We start from the raw sequence: 15,166 nt of genomic DNA, 5'->3' as shown, positions 1-15,166 counted from the left end.
CGCCATCAATGTTGAATGACGAACCGCCATCGCCAGCAAGCCGGCTCCTACAGGGGGTCGCGGTGTTTTCAGAATCCGCGATGGCGCTTGAGGTGTTCGTTGATTTTGGCCGCCGGCACTTTCTGCAAGCTGACCAACAAATCATGGGACAACTCACGCAACCCATGCTTCTGCCGCAACTCCTGCGCCAGGTGCGCCGTCAGGTTGGCCGCCATCTCTGCGTCGGCCATCGCCCGGTGAGCCTTGCCGGTGTTGGGCAGGCTGGCGAAGGTGGTGAGGGTGCCGAGCTTGTGATTCGGCGCAGCCGGCATCAATCGACGGGCCAGTAGCAGCGAACAAGCGAAGTTCTGCAACCGCGTACGCTTGATCCGCCCCAGTTCAAAGTCCCAGAACTTCTGGTCGAACGCGGCGTTGTGCGCCAGCAGCGGCGTGGTGCCGACGAATTCGTTGACCTCGTTCATCACCTGTTCCGCCGACGGCGCGGTGCGCAGCATGGCGTTGCTGATACCGGTGAGTTGTTCGATGAAGGCCGGGACACGCACGCCGGCGTTCATCAGGCTCTGGTAACGCTCGACGATGCGCCCCTGTTCAAGGATCACCACGGCAATTTCCGTGGCCCGGCAGCTGCTGCTCGGGGAGATCCCGGTGGTTTCAAAGTCGATGACTGCTATGCGTTCCAAACCTGTTTCAACTCCGTAAAAATCAATTCTTGAGCAGCAACGCGCCTTCGATCGGCACGTAGCGGCTGGCGGCGCGGATCAGCGAGTTGGCTGTCAGGCCCGGTACGCCGTAGGCCACCGCTTGTACGCCGTGCTTGGCGATGATGCGTTCCAGCAGCATGTCGAAATCACCGTCGCCGGAGGCCAGCACCACTTCGTCGACGTGATCGGCGGCGTCCATGATGTCGAGGGTGATGCCCACGTCCCAGTCGCCCTTGGCCGAGCCGTCGCTGCGCTGGATGTAGGGTTTGAGCTTCACGGTGAAGCCGAGGTTGCGCAGGATCTGCTGGAACTGCTGCTGTTTGCTGTCGCCGCGATCGATCGCGTAGGCATAGGCTTCGACGATATCGCCCTGCTTGCTGATGTCAGCCCACAGCGCGGCGTAGTTGAAGTGGCAACCATAGGCCTGACGCACGGTGTAGTAGAGGTTCTGGACATCGGCGAACACTGCAATTTTTTTCACCGTGCATCCTCTTTCGCGCAGGCGGGATCAGGCACCGGGCCCGAAAAGTTGCCCAGTATGCCAGCCTGGAGGATTGTTCCGCGAATAATCGGCCCGGAGCGCCGCAGCGCTCCGGACGAATGGCGTTTCAGACGAAGGAATCGTCGTCGCCGCCGAAGAACGATGAACTGTCATCGTTGTAGTCGGTGTCGGCATAGTCTTGGGAGTTGTCAGCCACGCGCTGGTCATCGCCCCAGCCGTTGTCACCACCGTGGTCGTTGACCTGGGCCGGCTCTTCCTTGATCACTTCCACCACTTCCGGCTGCTGGTTGTGATGGAACAGGCTGCTGATGCCTTGTGCCAGCATCACGCCACCCGCCACACCGGCTGCAGTTTTCAGCGCGCCGCCGAGGAAACCGCTGCCAACCGCCGGCGCCTGCTGTTGCGGCGCGTAGTTCTGCTGCGGTGGCGGTGCAGCGAAATTCTGCTGTGGCGGCTGCGCGTTGTACGACGGCCGCCCCGGCTCACGCCAGCCGCCGCTGGAGGGCGGTGCACTTGGCGCAGGCGTTTCACGGGAACTGCCACCGAAAATGCTCGACAGGAAACCACCGCTGCTCGGCGCCGGAGCAGGTGCCTGGGACTTGGCCGATTGCAGTTCGGCCTGCAATTGCTGGATTTGCTCGGTGAGTTGCTTGTTCTGTGCGTCGAGGCTCTTGATCGCTGCCTCCTGCACCAGAATCGCCTGGGTCATGAAGTAGCCCGCCGCGGGTTGGCGAGCCAGATGTTCCTTGATCCGCGCCTCGGCCAGGGCATCGCGCGGGGCTGCGTCCGTTTCGGCCTGTTGCAGCCGGGAAAACAGTCCATCGATCAGGGTTTGTTCTTCAGTGTTCATGGCGACCTCGTAGATTGCCGGGGAAAATCGTTGACCTTCTCGAAGGAGGATACGGTGCTCGACCTTAATGGAGGCTGAAACAAGTTGTTTCAATGAGCTTTACTGAACGTTTACGTTTGCGTCCCGACGCGCTGCATCGGTTAAAGTGGACCACTGCTTTCAACCTGCGATACCGACTGATGAATCCGTTCGATGTACTGCGTGACTCGCTGTATTTCTTTAAGCGCAATCTGAGCCAGATCGTGCGGCTGTGCCTGCCGCTGGTGATTTTCGAAGCGCTGCTGCAACAAGTGGTCGACCACAACACCGTGCCGGACAGCTTTCCCGGCGTCAGCGTGATCGTCGGCCTGCTGGTGTACCCGCTGTACACCGCCGCGCTGATCCTGTTTCTCGACGCGCGCAGCCGTGGCGAATCGCCGCGCAACCGTGACCTGCTGGCGAGGTCCGCGTACCTGTGGCCGCGCTTCGCCCTGCTCACGGCGCTCAATACATTGATGATCCTGCTCGGCCTGTCGTTGTACTTCCTGCCGGGCATCTGGCTGATGGTGACGTTGGCGTTCAGCGAATACCTGCTGGTGCTGCGCGGCCTGGCGCCGCTGGCGGCAATGAAAGAAAGCCTGCGCCTGACCCGCGGTCATTTCCTGCGGATTCTGGTGTGCATCCTGTGTGTGATGGGCCCGTTGTGGGTGCTCAAGGGTGTGACGCTCAACGTGTATCCGGAACCGCAGAACCCGGTGATTTCCCTGCTGATCGACAGCGCCCACAGCTTCCTGCAACTGTTCACCAGCGTGGTGTTGTTCCGTTTGTTCATGCTGATCAGCGACGTTCCCGAGAAAATCGACCGGCCGCTCTGATCGTGGGCTTCGGCCCGGCACTCGGTTATGCTCGGATCCATCTTTTGTAACGCTATAAGCCGAGCCATGACCCGACTACTGCGCTACACCCTGCTGGGCCTGTTGATAGCAATCGGCCTGATTGCCTTGCTGATCTACAGCCTGACCTGGCGCCCCGAAGCCAAGGAAGTTTTGCCCGTCAGTTGCAACGTTCAAGCACCGACACTGGTGCCCGGCCAGGCGTTGAAAGTGATGACCTGGAACGTTCAGTACCTGGCGGGTAAGCGCTATGTGTTCTGGAATGACCTGGCCGCCGGCGACGACGAAAAACCGACGACTGAAGACATGGCCTTCAGCCTCGATGAAGTGGCGCGGGTGATTCGCGACGAACAACCGGACCTCGTGTTGCTGCAAGAGCTCGATGACGGCGCCAAGGCCAGCGATTACCAGAACCAGTTCAAACTGCTTCAGGAACGCCTCGCCGATCTCTATCCGTGCAGCGCCCATGCCTTCGACTGGAAAGCCGACTTCGTGCCGCAACCGCACATCTTCGGCAGTGTCGGCCGGCAACTGGCAACCCTCAGCCGCTACCGGATCGAACACGCTGAACGCCTGCAATTGCCGGTCGCGCCGACTAACTTCATCAGCCGTCAGTTCCAGCCGAAAAATGCCTTGCTGGCCACTTACCTGCCGTTGAGTGACGGCGGGCAGTTGGCCGTCCTCAACACCCATCTGGACCGTGCCACCCAACCTGACGAAACGCTACAGACCCAGGTGACGGCGGTGGCCAAAGTCCTCGACAAATACGAAAGCCATAGCACCCCGTGGCTGATCGGCGGCGACTTCAACCTGTTGCCGCTGGGGCAATATCGACGCCTGCCCACCGAACAACGCACGCCCTACTCCGCCGACAGCGCGCTGCACCTGTTGTGGGACAAGTACCCGATGATCCCGACCAACAATGAAGCCAGCGGCATCGATCGGGCGCGGTGGCTGACGCATTACCCGAATGATCCAGGCTTGAACGGCCCGGACCGCACCGTCGATTACCTGTTTTACAGCCCTCGGATCAAACGGGTCGAGGCGACGGTGCGACAGGACGATACCTTGCGGATCTCCGATCACCTGCCGGTGATTGCGCGTTTCCTCCTGCCGGCTGCGCCGTAACCCCTGCCAAACACAGAACCCTGTAGGAGCCGGCTTGCTGGCGATAGCGGTGTGTCAGGCAACATCATCGTTGAAGGTACCGACGCCATCGCCAGCAAGCCGGCTCCTACAAGGGGTCGCGTTGTTCAATGGACCTCCTCCAGGTCGTCATGCAGCAGCCCGAAAATATCGCGTTTCATCTCGATGAATGAGCGCTCCATGACCATGTCCAGGGTCCGGGGACGTTCAATCGGCACGTCCAGAATCTGCTTGATCCGCCCTGGCCTGGCGCCCATCACGTAGACCCGATCACCCAGCAAAATCGCCTCGTCGATGTCGTGGGTCACGAACAGCACGGTCTTCTTGCTGTTACCCCAAACGCGCAATAACAGCTGCTGCATTTGCAGGCGCGTCTGGCTGTCGAGGGCGCCGAAGGGTTCGTCCATCAGCAGGATTTGCGGGTCATTGGCCAAAGCGCGGGCAATCGCCACCCGCTGCATCATGCCGCCCGACAACTGCTTGGCGTAGTTGTCGGCGAACCCGCTGAGGCCGACTTCATTGACGTAGTAATCGACGATGTCCTTGCGCTGCGCCGCCGCCATGCCGCGACGTTTGAGGCCGAACTCGACGTTCTGTCGCACGGTCAGCCACGGAAACAGCGTATAGCTCTGGAACACCATGCCGCGATCCGCGCCCGGCCCTTGAACTTGCTGACCGCCGACGTAGATCTCGCCTTCCGTGGGCTCGTTCAGACCGGCAGTGAGGTACAGCAAACTCGACTTGCCGCAACCCGACGGCCCGACCAGCACCGCGAACTGCTGATCCGGAACTTCGAACGAAACCTGATCCAGCGCGGTGAACACGCCGCCGTCGGGCTTCTGGTAACGCAGGCTGACTTTGTCCACTTGCAAACGAGGCGCGGCGTAGGCCGGGGCAGCCATCGGTGTGACGATACGCGGGTTGACGGCGGTTACTGAGCCCATGCGGCAATCCTCAGACGAAGGAAACGGAACAGTTGATCGGTGACCAGGCCCAACAGGCCGATGATCGCGATGGCGAGGAAAATCACATCCACCTGAAAGCCGCGCATGGCTTTAAGACTCAGGTAACCCAGGCCACTGGAAGCGGCGACCAGCTCGGCGACCACCAGGTACGTCCAGGCCCAGCCCATGGTCACGCGCAAGGTGTCGAGTACACCCGGCAACGAGGCCGGTGCGATCACATGCAACACCGCATCGCGGCGGTTCGAACCGAGTGTGTAAGAGGCGTTGATCAGGTCTTTGGAGATGCCTTTGGACACGTCCGCGATCATCACCAGTTGCTGGAAAAACACGCCGAAGATGATCACCGAGACCCGCTGCTCCAGACCGATGCCGATCCACAGAATGAACAGCGGCACGAACGAGGTCACCGGCAGGTAGCGGATGAAATTGACCATCGGTTCGAGGAACGCCTGAACGATGCGGAAGCTGCCCATCAGCAACCCCAGCGGCACCGCCACCAGCGACGAAACGACGAAACCGACCACCACCACTTCAAGACTGGCCCACACGTGCAAACCGAGCGTGCCGTCGCGGCTCAGGCGCACGGCGGCTTCGACCACCGCGCCCGGCGTCGGCAAGAACATGCCCGGCACCACGCCGCCGTAAGACAACCCGGCCCACAGGCCAACCAACAACACCCAGGCCAGGCCGCTCGCGCTCCAGATCACCGAAACCGGCAAGCCGGTCTTGGGCGTGATGCAACGGCTCAGCCATGAATTGCGCTTGAACATGCGAACCTCCTACAGCGGGCTGACGAAACGGTTGTCGATCAGGTCGTCATTGCTGACGCTGTAGGGTTTGCCCTGCAATTCACTGGCGGTTTCGTTGGCCAGTTTGATCAACGGTTCGCTGTCACCCGGCTTGCCCGGCGAGCCCAGGAGTTTTTCGCTCATGGCCTGATCGTAGAAGCGCACGCCTTGCGCGGCGGCTTCCAGTTCCTTCGGATCGGCGAGGTAGCCGCCAACACCCTTGGCCATGATTTTGTAGGCTTCCTGCGGATGGTCCTTGGTGTACTGCACCGATTTGTACAGACCGGCGACCAACGCCTTGACGTCTTCCGGCTGCTTCTCGATGACCGTGCAGTTGAGCGCGACCACATCGACGATCACGCCTGGCGTGCTGCTGCTGTCGATCAAGACTTTGCCTTGTTTCTTGTCACGCACCATCGACAGGTGCGGTTCCCACGTCACGGCGGCAGGCACACGACCGGCGATGAACGCGGTGGCGGCGTCGTCGGCCGTCATGTTCTGCACGGTGATGTCGCTCATGCTCATGCCGTGTTTTTTCAGCAAGTACGAGAGCCAGAACTGCGAAGTCGAGCCTTCGTTCACCGCCACGGCTTTGCCTTTCAGCTCTTGCAGGCTCTTGATGTCCTTGCCCACCAGAACACCGTCGCCACCATGGCTGTCATCGAGTGCGGCTACGGCCTTGAAGCAGAATTGCGGACGGTATTTCAGTACTTCATCGATGGTCGACGCCGAGCCGGACAATTCGCCCGAGGCTTGCGCGGCCATGTACATCGAAGCCTCTTCGACGACGGGCAATTCGACGGTCAAACCGCCTTCCTTGAAGTAGCCCAGGTCCTGGGCGAGGTAGAGCGTGCCGTAACCGACCCATGTGGTATGGCCGATGGACAGGGTGCCGGCCTGGACGCTGGTGGCGACCGAGGCAGCGATGGCGGTGACCGCCAGTGGATGAGCGACGCGGGTTAGCAAGGACTTGATCATGGAGCACTCCCAAAGCTGTTGATTTAGTTTTGTCATGGGCAGTACGGCCAGCAGCCCTGGAGAAGCGCTGCCACTTGTGGTCTCTGATGGACCTTTTGGTGGGCAGTGCTCGGCTGACTGGCGAGGTCGATGTTGGACCAAGGTGGGGAGAAGGAAAATTAGGAAATATGTCGGTGGGAGTGATGAAAAAACTGGGTAGCGTGCGCGGTAAAAGGGCGGGGTTGGCGGGGGTGCACGGGGTGAGTGCAAAACATGAGAGTTGTGTTGAATGGTCTAACGCAATCGCGAGCAGGCTCGCTCCCACAGGGGGTTCTATGCTGCCCTCTCTACCGAGGTCAACACAGTTCCAATGTGGGAGTGAGACCGGCTTGCCGGCGATTAAGGTCCGAAGGACCTTCCGGCAATCTTAAAGCCGCCCGTATTCCTGCGCCGTACGATCAACCGCTTTCAGGGTTTTCCCAACCAACTCATCAACCTCTTCCCGACTGGCAATCAACGCCGGCGCCATGATCATCCGCCCCAGCGTCGAACGAATAATCACCCCCTCCTCAAAGCCAATCGTGCGGCAACGCCAGGCAATGTCGTTCTCGTTGGCAAAGCGCTTGCGACTGGTTTTGTCTTCGGCCAACTGCAACGCCGCCACCATCCCGACACCCTGAATATCCCCCACCAACGGGTGATTGCCGAACACTTCACGCAAGCACTGTTGCAGGTACGGCCCGATGTCGTCCTTGACCCGCGTCACCACGCCTTCATCGCGCAACGCCTTGAGGTTGGCGATGGCCACCGCTGCCGCCACCGGGTGTCCGGAATAGGTCAGGCCGTGGGCAAACACCCCGCCCTGCTCCACCAACACCTGCGCCATTTTTTTCGACAGGATCAGCCCGCCCATGGGGATGTAGCCGGAGGTCAGCCCCTTGGCAATCGACAGCGTGTCCGGCTCGAAACCGAAGTGCTCATGGGCGAACCATTCGCCGGTGCGACCGAAACCACCGATCACTTCATCGGCGCACAACAGCACGTCGTACTTACGGCAAATCCGCTGAATTTCCGGCCAGTAACTTTCTGGCGGGAAGATCATCCCGCCCGCGCCCTGGAACGGTTCGGCGATAAACCCGGCGACCTTGTCCGCGCCCAGTTCGAGAATCTTCGCTTCCAGTTGCTGCGCCGCCCGCAGGCCGAATTCAGCCGGGGTCAGGTTGCCTTCATGGGCGAAGAAGTACGGCTCGTCGATGTGTTCGATGTCCGGCAGCATGCCGCCCATTTCGTGCATGAACTTCATGCCACCGAGCGCCGTCGCTGCCAGCGTCGAACCGTGGTAACCGTTCCAGCGACCGATCATGACTTTCTTCTCGGGCTTGCCGAGGATCGTCCAGTAACGGCGCACGGTGCGGATCAGCACCTCGTTCGCTTCGGAGCCGGAGTTGGTGTAGATCGCGTGGCTGTAGTGCCCCGGCAGCAGGCTGAACAGCAGCTCCGAAAGCTCGATCACCTGCGGGTGAGTGGTGTGGAAAAACATGTTGTAGTACGGCAATTGCTCAAGCTGTTGAGCCGCTGCCGCCGCCAGATCCTTGCGGCCGTAACCGAGGTTGGTGCACCACAGCCCGGACATGCCGTCGAGGTAGCGCCGACCATCGTTGTCCCACAGGTGCAGGCGCTCGCCACGGACCATCACCCGTGGCCCTTCATCGTTGAGCGCTTTCTGATCGACGAATGCGTGGATGTGGTGCGCAGCGTCGGCGGCCTGGTAGTCGCGGGTTTCACGTGGTGTGGTCATCGCCAGTTCTCCGTTTTGTTATTAGCGCAGTTGAAACCAGGTGGTCTTCAACTGGGTGTATTTATCGAATGAGTGCAGCGACAGGTCACGGCCGAAACCGGACTGCTTGCCGCCGCCGAACGGCACCGTCACATCGAGCGCATCGACGCTGTTCACCGACACCGTGCCGGCGCGCAATTGCCGCGCTACGCGGTGGGCTCGATTGAGGTCGTCGGTCCACAGCGAAGCGGCCAGGCCGTAGACGCTGTCGTTGGCCAGTTGCAAGGCGTGTGCCTCGTCATCGAACGCGGTGATCGCCAGCACCGGGCCGAACACTTCGTCGCGAAACAGCGGCATGTCCGGGCTCACGTTAGTGAAAATCGTTGGCTGGATGAAGTTGTCGGAGCCGTTGAAAATCGACTGCCGACCACCGCACACCTTGGTCGCACCCTGGCGCTGGGCTTGCTCGATGAACTTCATGATGCGCGCGGTCTGGCGGCTGTCGACAATCGCCCCGGCGCTGCTCGACGGGTCCAGCGGATCGCCCGGCAGCCAGCGTTCGGCCTGCGCCTTGAGGCGCTCGACGAACTCGTCATGGATCGAACGCTGCACCAGCAACCGCGAGTTGGCCGAGCAGACTTCGCCCTGATTGAAGAAGATGCCGAACGCAGCTTTTTCGGCGGCCAGATCCAGGTCCTGACAATCGGCGAACACCAGATTAGCGCTCTTGCCACCGCACTCCAGCCAGACCTGTTTCAGGTTCGATTGCGCGGAATACTGCATGAAAAATTTGCCGACTTCGGTGGAGCCGGTGAACACCAGGCAATCGACGTCCGGGTGCAAACCGAGGGCTTTGCCAGTCTGCTCGCCGAGGCCCGGCAGCACGTTGAGCACGCCTGCTGGCAAGCCGGCTTCAAGCGCCAACTCGGCCAGACGCAGGGCAGAAAACGGTGATTGCTCGGCGGGTTTGAGGATCACCGAGTTGCCTGCCGCCAGCGCGGGCGCGAGTTTCCATGCGGCCATGTCCAGCGGGAAATTCCAGGGCACCACGGCGGCGACCACGCCCAGCGCTTCACGGGTGACGGTCGCCAGTACGTTCTGCGCGCTCGGTGCGATCTGGTCGTAGAGTTTGTCGAGGCTTTCGGCGTACCAGCGAAACACCCCGGCGGCGCCCGGCACGTCGATGTTGTAGGCGTCCATCACCGGCTTGCCCATGTTCAGCGAATCCAGCAGCGCCAGTTCTTCGCGGTGGGTCATGATCAGATCGGCCAGACGCAGCAGCACTTGCTTGCGCTCGTTTGGCGAACGCGACGACCAGGTGCCGGCCTCGAACACCTGCCGCGCATTTTTGACAGCGGCGTTCACTTCGTCATCACCGCACGCTGTCACGTTGGCCAGGCGCTGGCCGGTGGCCGGGTTGATCGCGGCGAAGGTTTGCCCCGACTGCGCCGAACGGGGTTTGCCATCAATCAGGGCCTGGTCGGGAAACGCCAGCGCAGCGGCCTTGTTTTGCCAGTAGGTAAGCTCGAACACGTTCAGATGCTCCATGGGCTTTTCTTGTGAATTGGATGGTGGCCCAGGCCCGTGTCGAGGAAAAATAGTAAAAATGTCTTCGCAGACCATGAAAAAACTGGGCAGCCCATCTCCCCGGTCGTGCGGTATGTGGTTATTGTTCAGGCACAACAACACCGTCGTCAGAACGGACGCAGTCGGCGCAAAAATTGCTGGATGTCGAGTCCATCCACCCCGAGGTTTGCCGTGGCTGCCTACAACCTGCGTCAATTGAAGTACTTCATCACCACCGTCGAATGCGGCAGCGTTGCCGAGGCGTCGCGCAAGCTGTACATCGCCCAGCCGGCCATTTCCACGGCGATCAAAGGCCTGGAAGACAGCTTCGGCGTGCAATTGCTGATCCGTCATCACGCCCAAGGCGTGTCCCTGACGCCCAGCGGCGCACGCTTCTACCGCAAGGCCCAGGAACTGCTGCGCATGGCCAAGGAGTTCGAACAGAACGCCCTGGCCGACAATGACGTGGTGGCCGGGCAAATCGACATCGGCTGCTTCGAAACCGTCGCGCCGCTGTACCTGCCGCAATTGATTGCCGGGTTCTCGGCGCTGTATCCCGGTGTGAAAATCCGCATCCGCGACGGCGAGCAGCAGGAGTTGGTGCAAGGCCTGACCTCGGGCACCTTCGACCTGGCGATCCTCTATGAACACGACCTCGACGCCACCATCGAAACCGAACCCTTGATGCCAGCGCAGCGGCCTTATGCATTGCTGCCGGCGGATCATCGCTTTGCCCAACTCAAGCAAGTGTCCCTGCGGGATCTGTGCCTGGAGCCGATGATTCTGCTGGACGTGCAACCGAGCCGGACCTACTTCGTCAGCCTGTTCGAAGAACTGGGCCTGTCGCCGAACATTGCGTTCAGCTCACCGTCGATCGAGATGGTCCGGGGCATGGTCGGGCAAGGGTTCGGCTTCTCGATCCTGGTCACCCGCCCGCACTCGGAATGCACCTACGACGGGCAGAAAGTGGTGTGCGTGGACATCGTCGAAGACGTCACCGGCTCGGGATTGGTGGCGGCTTGGCTCAAGCGCGGGCAGTTGACCAAACCGGCGCAGTTGTTTGCCGACTATTGCCGGGAGCAGTTGACGGCCAAGGCCGGTGCTTGAATGCCCCGGCCCCATTCAGGAAACCTGAGGTGACCTGCGCTCGATTTCGATGCCGATGAGTGGACGCTTCAAGGCAATCGATACCCATGCCCCCACGGCTGCGATCACGCATGCGGCAAATCCCAACAGGAAGGACATGAAGCTGAGCTCTTGCGCGACAGCCAGCAGTCCGAGCACCGCTGCGGTTGCCTCGGCCGCTCCCCAGACACAGGTCTGGACGGCCATCGCGACAGAGCTGCGCCCTTTCCAAATTTTGACGGCCTGGGCTTGATACAACGGGCCACAGATCATCTCGCCAATAACGATAAAAACCACCACGACAAACAGAATCGCCTGAGCTTGCGATGAAATGATCAACAGCAGGCATCCCGTCCCGATCAACATGTTTGAAACGATGACGCGCCACAAGCGAGACACTCGCTGCGAGAGCGACGTTATATAAACCTGGCTGAAAATGATGATCCCGCTGGCCACCAGGAAAAGTACCCCCACCAACTCACTGGAGAAGCGCTCGGTCGCATAGGTTGGAAACACGTAATAAAACTGCGCATAGCCAATCATGGTCAGAAAATTGATTGCCATGAATGCAACAACTTTAGGGGACGCCTCGGATCCGTCCACTGTGGAAGAACGATCGCCAAACTCCAGACCTGCCGAGCGTGCCATGTGAGGAACCAGCGTGGTGGAAGCAGTTGCAAGCACACCTAAAAGCAATGGCAAGGCAACAAACCAGTAACCCGCCCCGGCCAGTATCAACGATGCGATGAAGGGGGCAACACCGGCGCCGGCGTTCGCTGCAACATTCTCGTAGGAAAGTACTCGCTCGTGCTCGCCCTCACGGAAGTACTGGACGATATAGGAGATCTGCGAAATCGTAGCGATCGAATTGGCCACGCCGAACACTACGACAAGCACCACCCAGATCAATACGTTGGTGATTCCCATCGCAGCCGTAACAAGCATCAATAACGCGGCCACCGCCACGCACAGTAATGCCAGTGCAATTTCCAGGCGGCGATCAACCTTGTCCAGAACACCTTGAAAGGCCAGTGCACCTATGCGGTTTGACACAATTGCAAAGCCGACGACGATGCCGGCAGCACTGGTACTGAGGCCCACGGCTGCATTGAGCCAGATAGCCATGAATGGATAAAAGCAACTCCATGCGGCGGACGATAGAAACCGGACGATGTAGATCATTTGAATACCGGTCTTCTAGGGCCACGATCAGTATGGACCAGCACTTGGCCGATCTCGCGCACGACAACTTCTGCATAGCCGGTGAGCATGCCGATCCAGGCATAATCGGAAGTGCCGATGGGTTGGATCACGCTGCCGACGTTGGCGATCGGCGTATGAATGGAAGCCATTTGCGGAACCTCCCAGTCATGCACGATTGCTTCGTGGTCCAGGCAATACCAATAGCTCAAGGTCTGCCGGCACTCTTCAACCGGTTTGTATTCCAGCGTGGCATCCAGCAATCCCAGCGGCAGCAGCGCAACATGCTGTAGAACGGTTGCAGGCGGCAGGTCATAGGCCAATGCAATCTGCTCGACGATGCTCGCCCCACCCAGGCGCCCCATATTGGCGTCAATCAGATAGGCCGTGGACGGTGTTGCGATGAACTCGCAATGAAAGAAACCGTTATCAAACGCAGAACGCGAAACCAGATCGCGCACTGCTGTCTCGATTTTCGAACGAACGGATTGGTCGATAAGCTGGTTGGCAGGAAACTGATTGGCGACTTCAGTGAACCCGACACGATCGCGTCTGGACAGCCCAAGGAAGACAACCCGTCCGTCCTGAACGAAGCCCTCCATGCTCACAAGGTCACCCACGCAGTGCGCCTGGACAATCCACGCAATGCCTTCGGGATCGTCGATTCCGCTCTCCAGGATGGCCGACTTGATCACACTGGCAGGATCAACGTCCGCCGCGATTGAAAGCATGGTCGTTGCCACCGCACCGGAGCCGACCGCGGGCTTGAGGACTACGTCATTTTTCACACCTGGCGTCAGCCAGGGAAGCACGAAATCGCCATCAGCCAGTGCAACACAGGACTCGGCCGGAACGTGCTCGGGTATCAAGCCGCCCACGAACTCCTTTGATGACAGTCTTGCAAATACCGCTGGCGGCGCGTTGAAGCCGAACTTTTGGGCAATCGCCGAGACAACCGGGAACAGCTCGTCAAAAAAGGTTGTAATGCTGTGGATCTTTCCAACCAGCGCTTCATTGGCCTTCAAGTAACCGGACAGGGCATCTGTGTCGGTAAATGCAGGAATGCAGGTTACCCCTTCGAATACAGCTTTGGCTGCTCCGTGAAAACCTGAAGGGTCAACGGAAAGTATCGGCTCGAACCCTGCACTGCGAATCGCATCGCAAACATACTTGATGGATACCTTGTTAATACCAACTATCAAAACATGACGCATATCTTTCACCTCCATCCATAAAAATGAAAAAACGACGATTATTGAGCTTCAACGGTTAGCGGCCGATACATCTTTCCGGGGTTCAGGATGTTCTCCGGGTCCAATGCCGATTTGATTGCCCGCATGACCTGGAGCGCCGTGCCGTGTTGTGCCGACATCCATTTCACTTTTCCTTGCCCTACGCCGTGCTCGCCACTGACCGTGCCGCCGAACGACAACGCCCGATTCGACAATCGACTGAGGAAAGCCTGAATCTCCACACTTTCATCCTCACCTTCCTCAAGCATGACCAGTAAGTGGAAATTACCGTCCCCTACATGGCCGATGAGTGGTGCGTCAAGCCCGGAAGCGGCGATGTCTGCCGCGGTGGCGCTGATACATGCACTCAGGCACGACAGCGGAACACAGACATCGGTGGCCAGCCCCTTGCGCCCCTTGTAGAACGCGTGAAATGCCCACCAGGCGTCATGCCGGGCCTTCCACAAGGCCGTGCGTTCTTCAAGGCGATCAGAAACCTTGACCTGCCCCCCGTGCTCACGAGCGCAAACCGTGAACATTTCAACGCTACTGGCAACCGAGGACTTATCCCCGTGGAACTCCAGGAAAAGATGGGGTGTTTGTGGCAAGCACAAAGAGGGGGAATAGGCGTTGCACGCGCGAACAGCGGTGACATCCAACAACTCGATCCGTGCAATCAAGAGGCCTTGCCCGAGCGCACTTGCCACCGTCTGTACCGCGCTGTCGACAGAGTCAAACGAACAGACGCCTGCGACGATGGCCTCCGGCAATGGATGTAACCTGACTTCCAGCTCACTGAATACGCCAAGGGTTCCCTCCGATCCCACAGCGATCGCCAGCAGGTCCAATCCCATGGCTGACTTGGGCGCTCTGGAGCCAATTTCAGCCACTGCCCCATCCGCCATGATCCAGCGTGCGGCTTTGACATTGGCAGCCATCGTCCCGTAACGAACGGAGTTGGTACCCGACGCACGTGTCGCCGCCATTCCCCCCATGGAAGCGTTGGCGCCGGGATCGACTGAAAAGAACAGCCCCGTATCACGCAAATAGCTGTTCAGCTGTTCACGGGTGACACCCGGCTGAACAGTTGCGCTCATGTCGGTAACGTTTACGCCGAGGATCGCGTTCATCTCTGAACAATCGACACATACGCCACCACATGGCGCGTTGATTTGCCCCTCGAGGGATGAGCGGGCGCCCACCGGGATCACCGCAACGCCATATTCACGACAGAGCCGTACAACCTGAACGATTTCCTCCTCGCTGCGCACGGTAACGACGGCATCGGGAGGGCTCAGATCGATACCAGGGGGGGCCTGACAGAATTGTTGCCTGATGCCTTGTTGTAGCCTTAAACGTTCGCCAAACAGCTGACGGAGTTTTTCAACAACCAGAGTATTCATTAGTCTCATCCCTGTTCTGACTGATCACTGCCAGGTTTCTTTTTATCTGCCGGATCACCGCGCTATCCCGCGCACTCCTGTG

Annotated in this window: 14 protein-coding genes; 3 read left to right on the top strand and 11 right to left on the bottom strand. The window is 59.6% G+C overall.

Features of this window, described 5'->3' with window-relative positions:
• Positions 1 to 68: 68 nt before the first annotated feature.
• The 3 genes from IB254_RS19445 to IB254_RS19435 all read right to left on the bottom strand — a co-directional run bounded on the left by IB254_RS19445 (position 69) and on the right by IB254_RS19435 (position 2,053).
• Positions 69 to 680, bottom strand: a complete 612-nt coding sequence (locus IB254_RS19445; RefSeq protein ID WP_008031746.1) for a PolC-type DNA polymerase III — start codon at positions 678 to 680, stop codon at positions 69 to 71.
• Positions 681 to 702: 22 nt separating this feature from the next.
• Positions 703 to 1,182, bottom strand: a complete 480-nt coding sequence (locus IB254_RS19440) for an NYN domain-containing protein (RefSeq protein WP_008031749.1) — start codon at positions 1,180 to 1,182, stop codon at positions 703 to 705.
• 127 nt (positions 1,183 to 1,309) lie between these two features.
• Entirely contained in the window at positions 1,310 to 2,053 is a 744-nt protein-coding gene (locus IB254_RS19435; RefSeq protein WP_192418885.1) for a DUF2076 domain-containing protein, read from the bottom strand.
• A 179-nt stretch (positions 2,054 to 2,232) separates the two neighbouring features.
• Here IB254_RS19435 and IB254_RS19430 point away from each other — a divergent pair, with 179 nt between their 5' ends.
• Positions 2,233 to 2,907, top strand: a complete 675-nt coding sequence (locus IB254_RS19430) for a YciC family protein (protein WP_032828940.1) — start codon at positions 2,233 to 2,235, stop codon at positions 2,905 to 2,907.
• A 66-nt stretch (positions 2,908 to 2,973) separates the two neighbouring features.
• Positions 2,974 to 4,053, top strand: coding sequence for an endonuclease/exonuclease/phosphatase family protein (locus IB254_RS19425; RefSeq protein ID WP_192418883.1), 1,080 nt, complete (start codon positions 2,974 to 2,976; stop codon positions 4,051 to 4,053).
• Between the two features lie 125 nt (positions 4,054 to 4,178).
• Here the strand turns inward: IB254_RS19425 and IB254_RS19420 are convergent, their stop codons facing one another.
• The 5 genes from IB254_RS19420 to IB254_RS19400 all read right to left on the bottom strand — a co-directional run bounded on the left by IB254_RS19420 (position 4,179) and on the right by IB254_RS19400 (position 10,091).
• Entirely contained in the window at positions 4,179 to 5,015 is an 837-nt protein-coding gene (locus IB254_RS19420; protein WP_008031755.1) for an ABC transporter ATP-binding protein, read from the bottom strand.
• Positions 5,003 to 5,806: an ABC transporter permease gene (locus IB254_RS19415; RefSeq protein ID WP_008031757.1), complete on the bottom strand. Its 804-nt coding sequence runs from the start codon at positions 5,804 to 5,806 to the stop codon at positions 5,003 to 5,005. Before IB254_RS19415 ends, IB254_RS19420 begins: the two co-directional genes overlap by 13 nt.
• A 9-nt stretch (positions 5,807 to 5,815) precedes the next feature.
• Positions 5,816 to 6,802 (bottom strand): ABC transporter substrate-binding protein, encoded by a 987-nt coding sequence (locus tag IB254_RS19410; RefSeq protein WP_192418882.1) that lies wholly within the window; start codon positions 6,800 to 6,802, stop codon positions 5,816 to 5,818.
• 406 nt (positions 6,803 to 7,208) lie between these two features.
• Positions 7,209 to 8,579 carry an aspartate aminotransferase family protein gene (locus IB254_RS19405; protein WP_008041264.1) on the bottom strand — a complete coding sequence of 457 codons (1,371 nt, stop codon included), beginning with the start codon at positions 8,577 to 8,579 and terminating at the stop codon, positions 7,209 to 7,211.
• 21 nt (positions 8,580 to 8,600) lie between these two features.
• Positions 8,601 to 10,091, bottom strand: a complete 1,491-nt coding sequence (locus tag IB254_RS19400; RefSeq protein WP_192418965.1) for an aldehyde dehydrogenase — start codon at positions 10,089 to 10,091, stop codon at positions 8,601 to 8,603.
• A gap of 225 nt (positions 10,092 to 10,316) precedes the next feature.
• On the opposite strand from IB254_RS19400, the gene IB254_RS19395 reads away from it, so the two are divergent.
• Positions 10,317 to 11,231, top strand: coding sequence for a LysR substrate-binding domain-containing protein (locus IB254_RS19395; RefSeq protein ID WP_192418881.1), 915 nt, complete (start codon positions 10,317 to 10,319; stop codon positions 11,229 to 11,231).
• A gap of 15 nt (positions 11,232 to 11,246) precedes the next feature.
• Here IB254_RS19395 and IB254_RS19390 read toward each other — a convergent pair whose 3' ends face one another.
• The 3 genes from IB254_RS19390 to IB254_RS19380 are packed head-to-tail and all read right to left on the bottom strand — an operon-like array spanning position 11,247 to position 15,084.
• On the bottom strand, positions 11,247 to 12,431 hold the full coding sequence (locus IB254_RS19390; RefSeq protein ID WP_192418880.1) for an MFS transporter: 1,185 nt from the start codon (positions 12,429 to 12,431) through the stop codon (positions 11,247 to 11,249).
• Positions 12,428 to 13,663, bottom strand: coding sequence for an ATP-grasp domain-containing protein (locus tag IB254_RS19385; RefSeq protein ID WP_192418879.1), 1,236 nt, complete (start codon positions 13,661 to 13,663; stop codon positions 12,428 to 12,430). Before IB254_RS19385 ends, IB254_RS19390 begins: the two co-directional genes overlap by 4 nt.
• 38 nt (positions 13,664 to 13,701) lie before the next feature.
• Positions 13,702 to 15,084, bottom strand: a complete 1,383-nt coding sequence (locus IB254_RS19380; RefSeq protein ID WP_192418878.1) for an FAD-binding oxidoreductase — start codon at positions 15,082 to 15,084, stop codon at positions 13,702 to 13,704.
• Positions 15,085 to 15,166: the final 82 nt, after the last annotated feature.

It is taken from the genome of Pseudomonas sp. PDM03 (assembly GCF_014852385.1).
Lineage (GTDB): Bacteria > Pseudomonadota > Gammaproteobacteria > Pseudomonadales > Pseudomonadaceae > Aquipseudomonas > Aquipseudomonas migulae.
The sequence above is the reverse complement of the archived record's forward strand: the minus strand, read 5'-3'. Positions and strand labels throughout refer to the sequence as shown.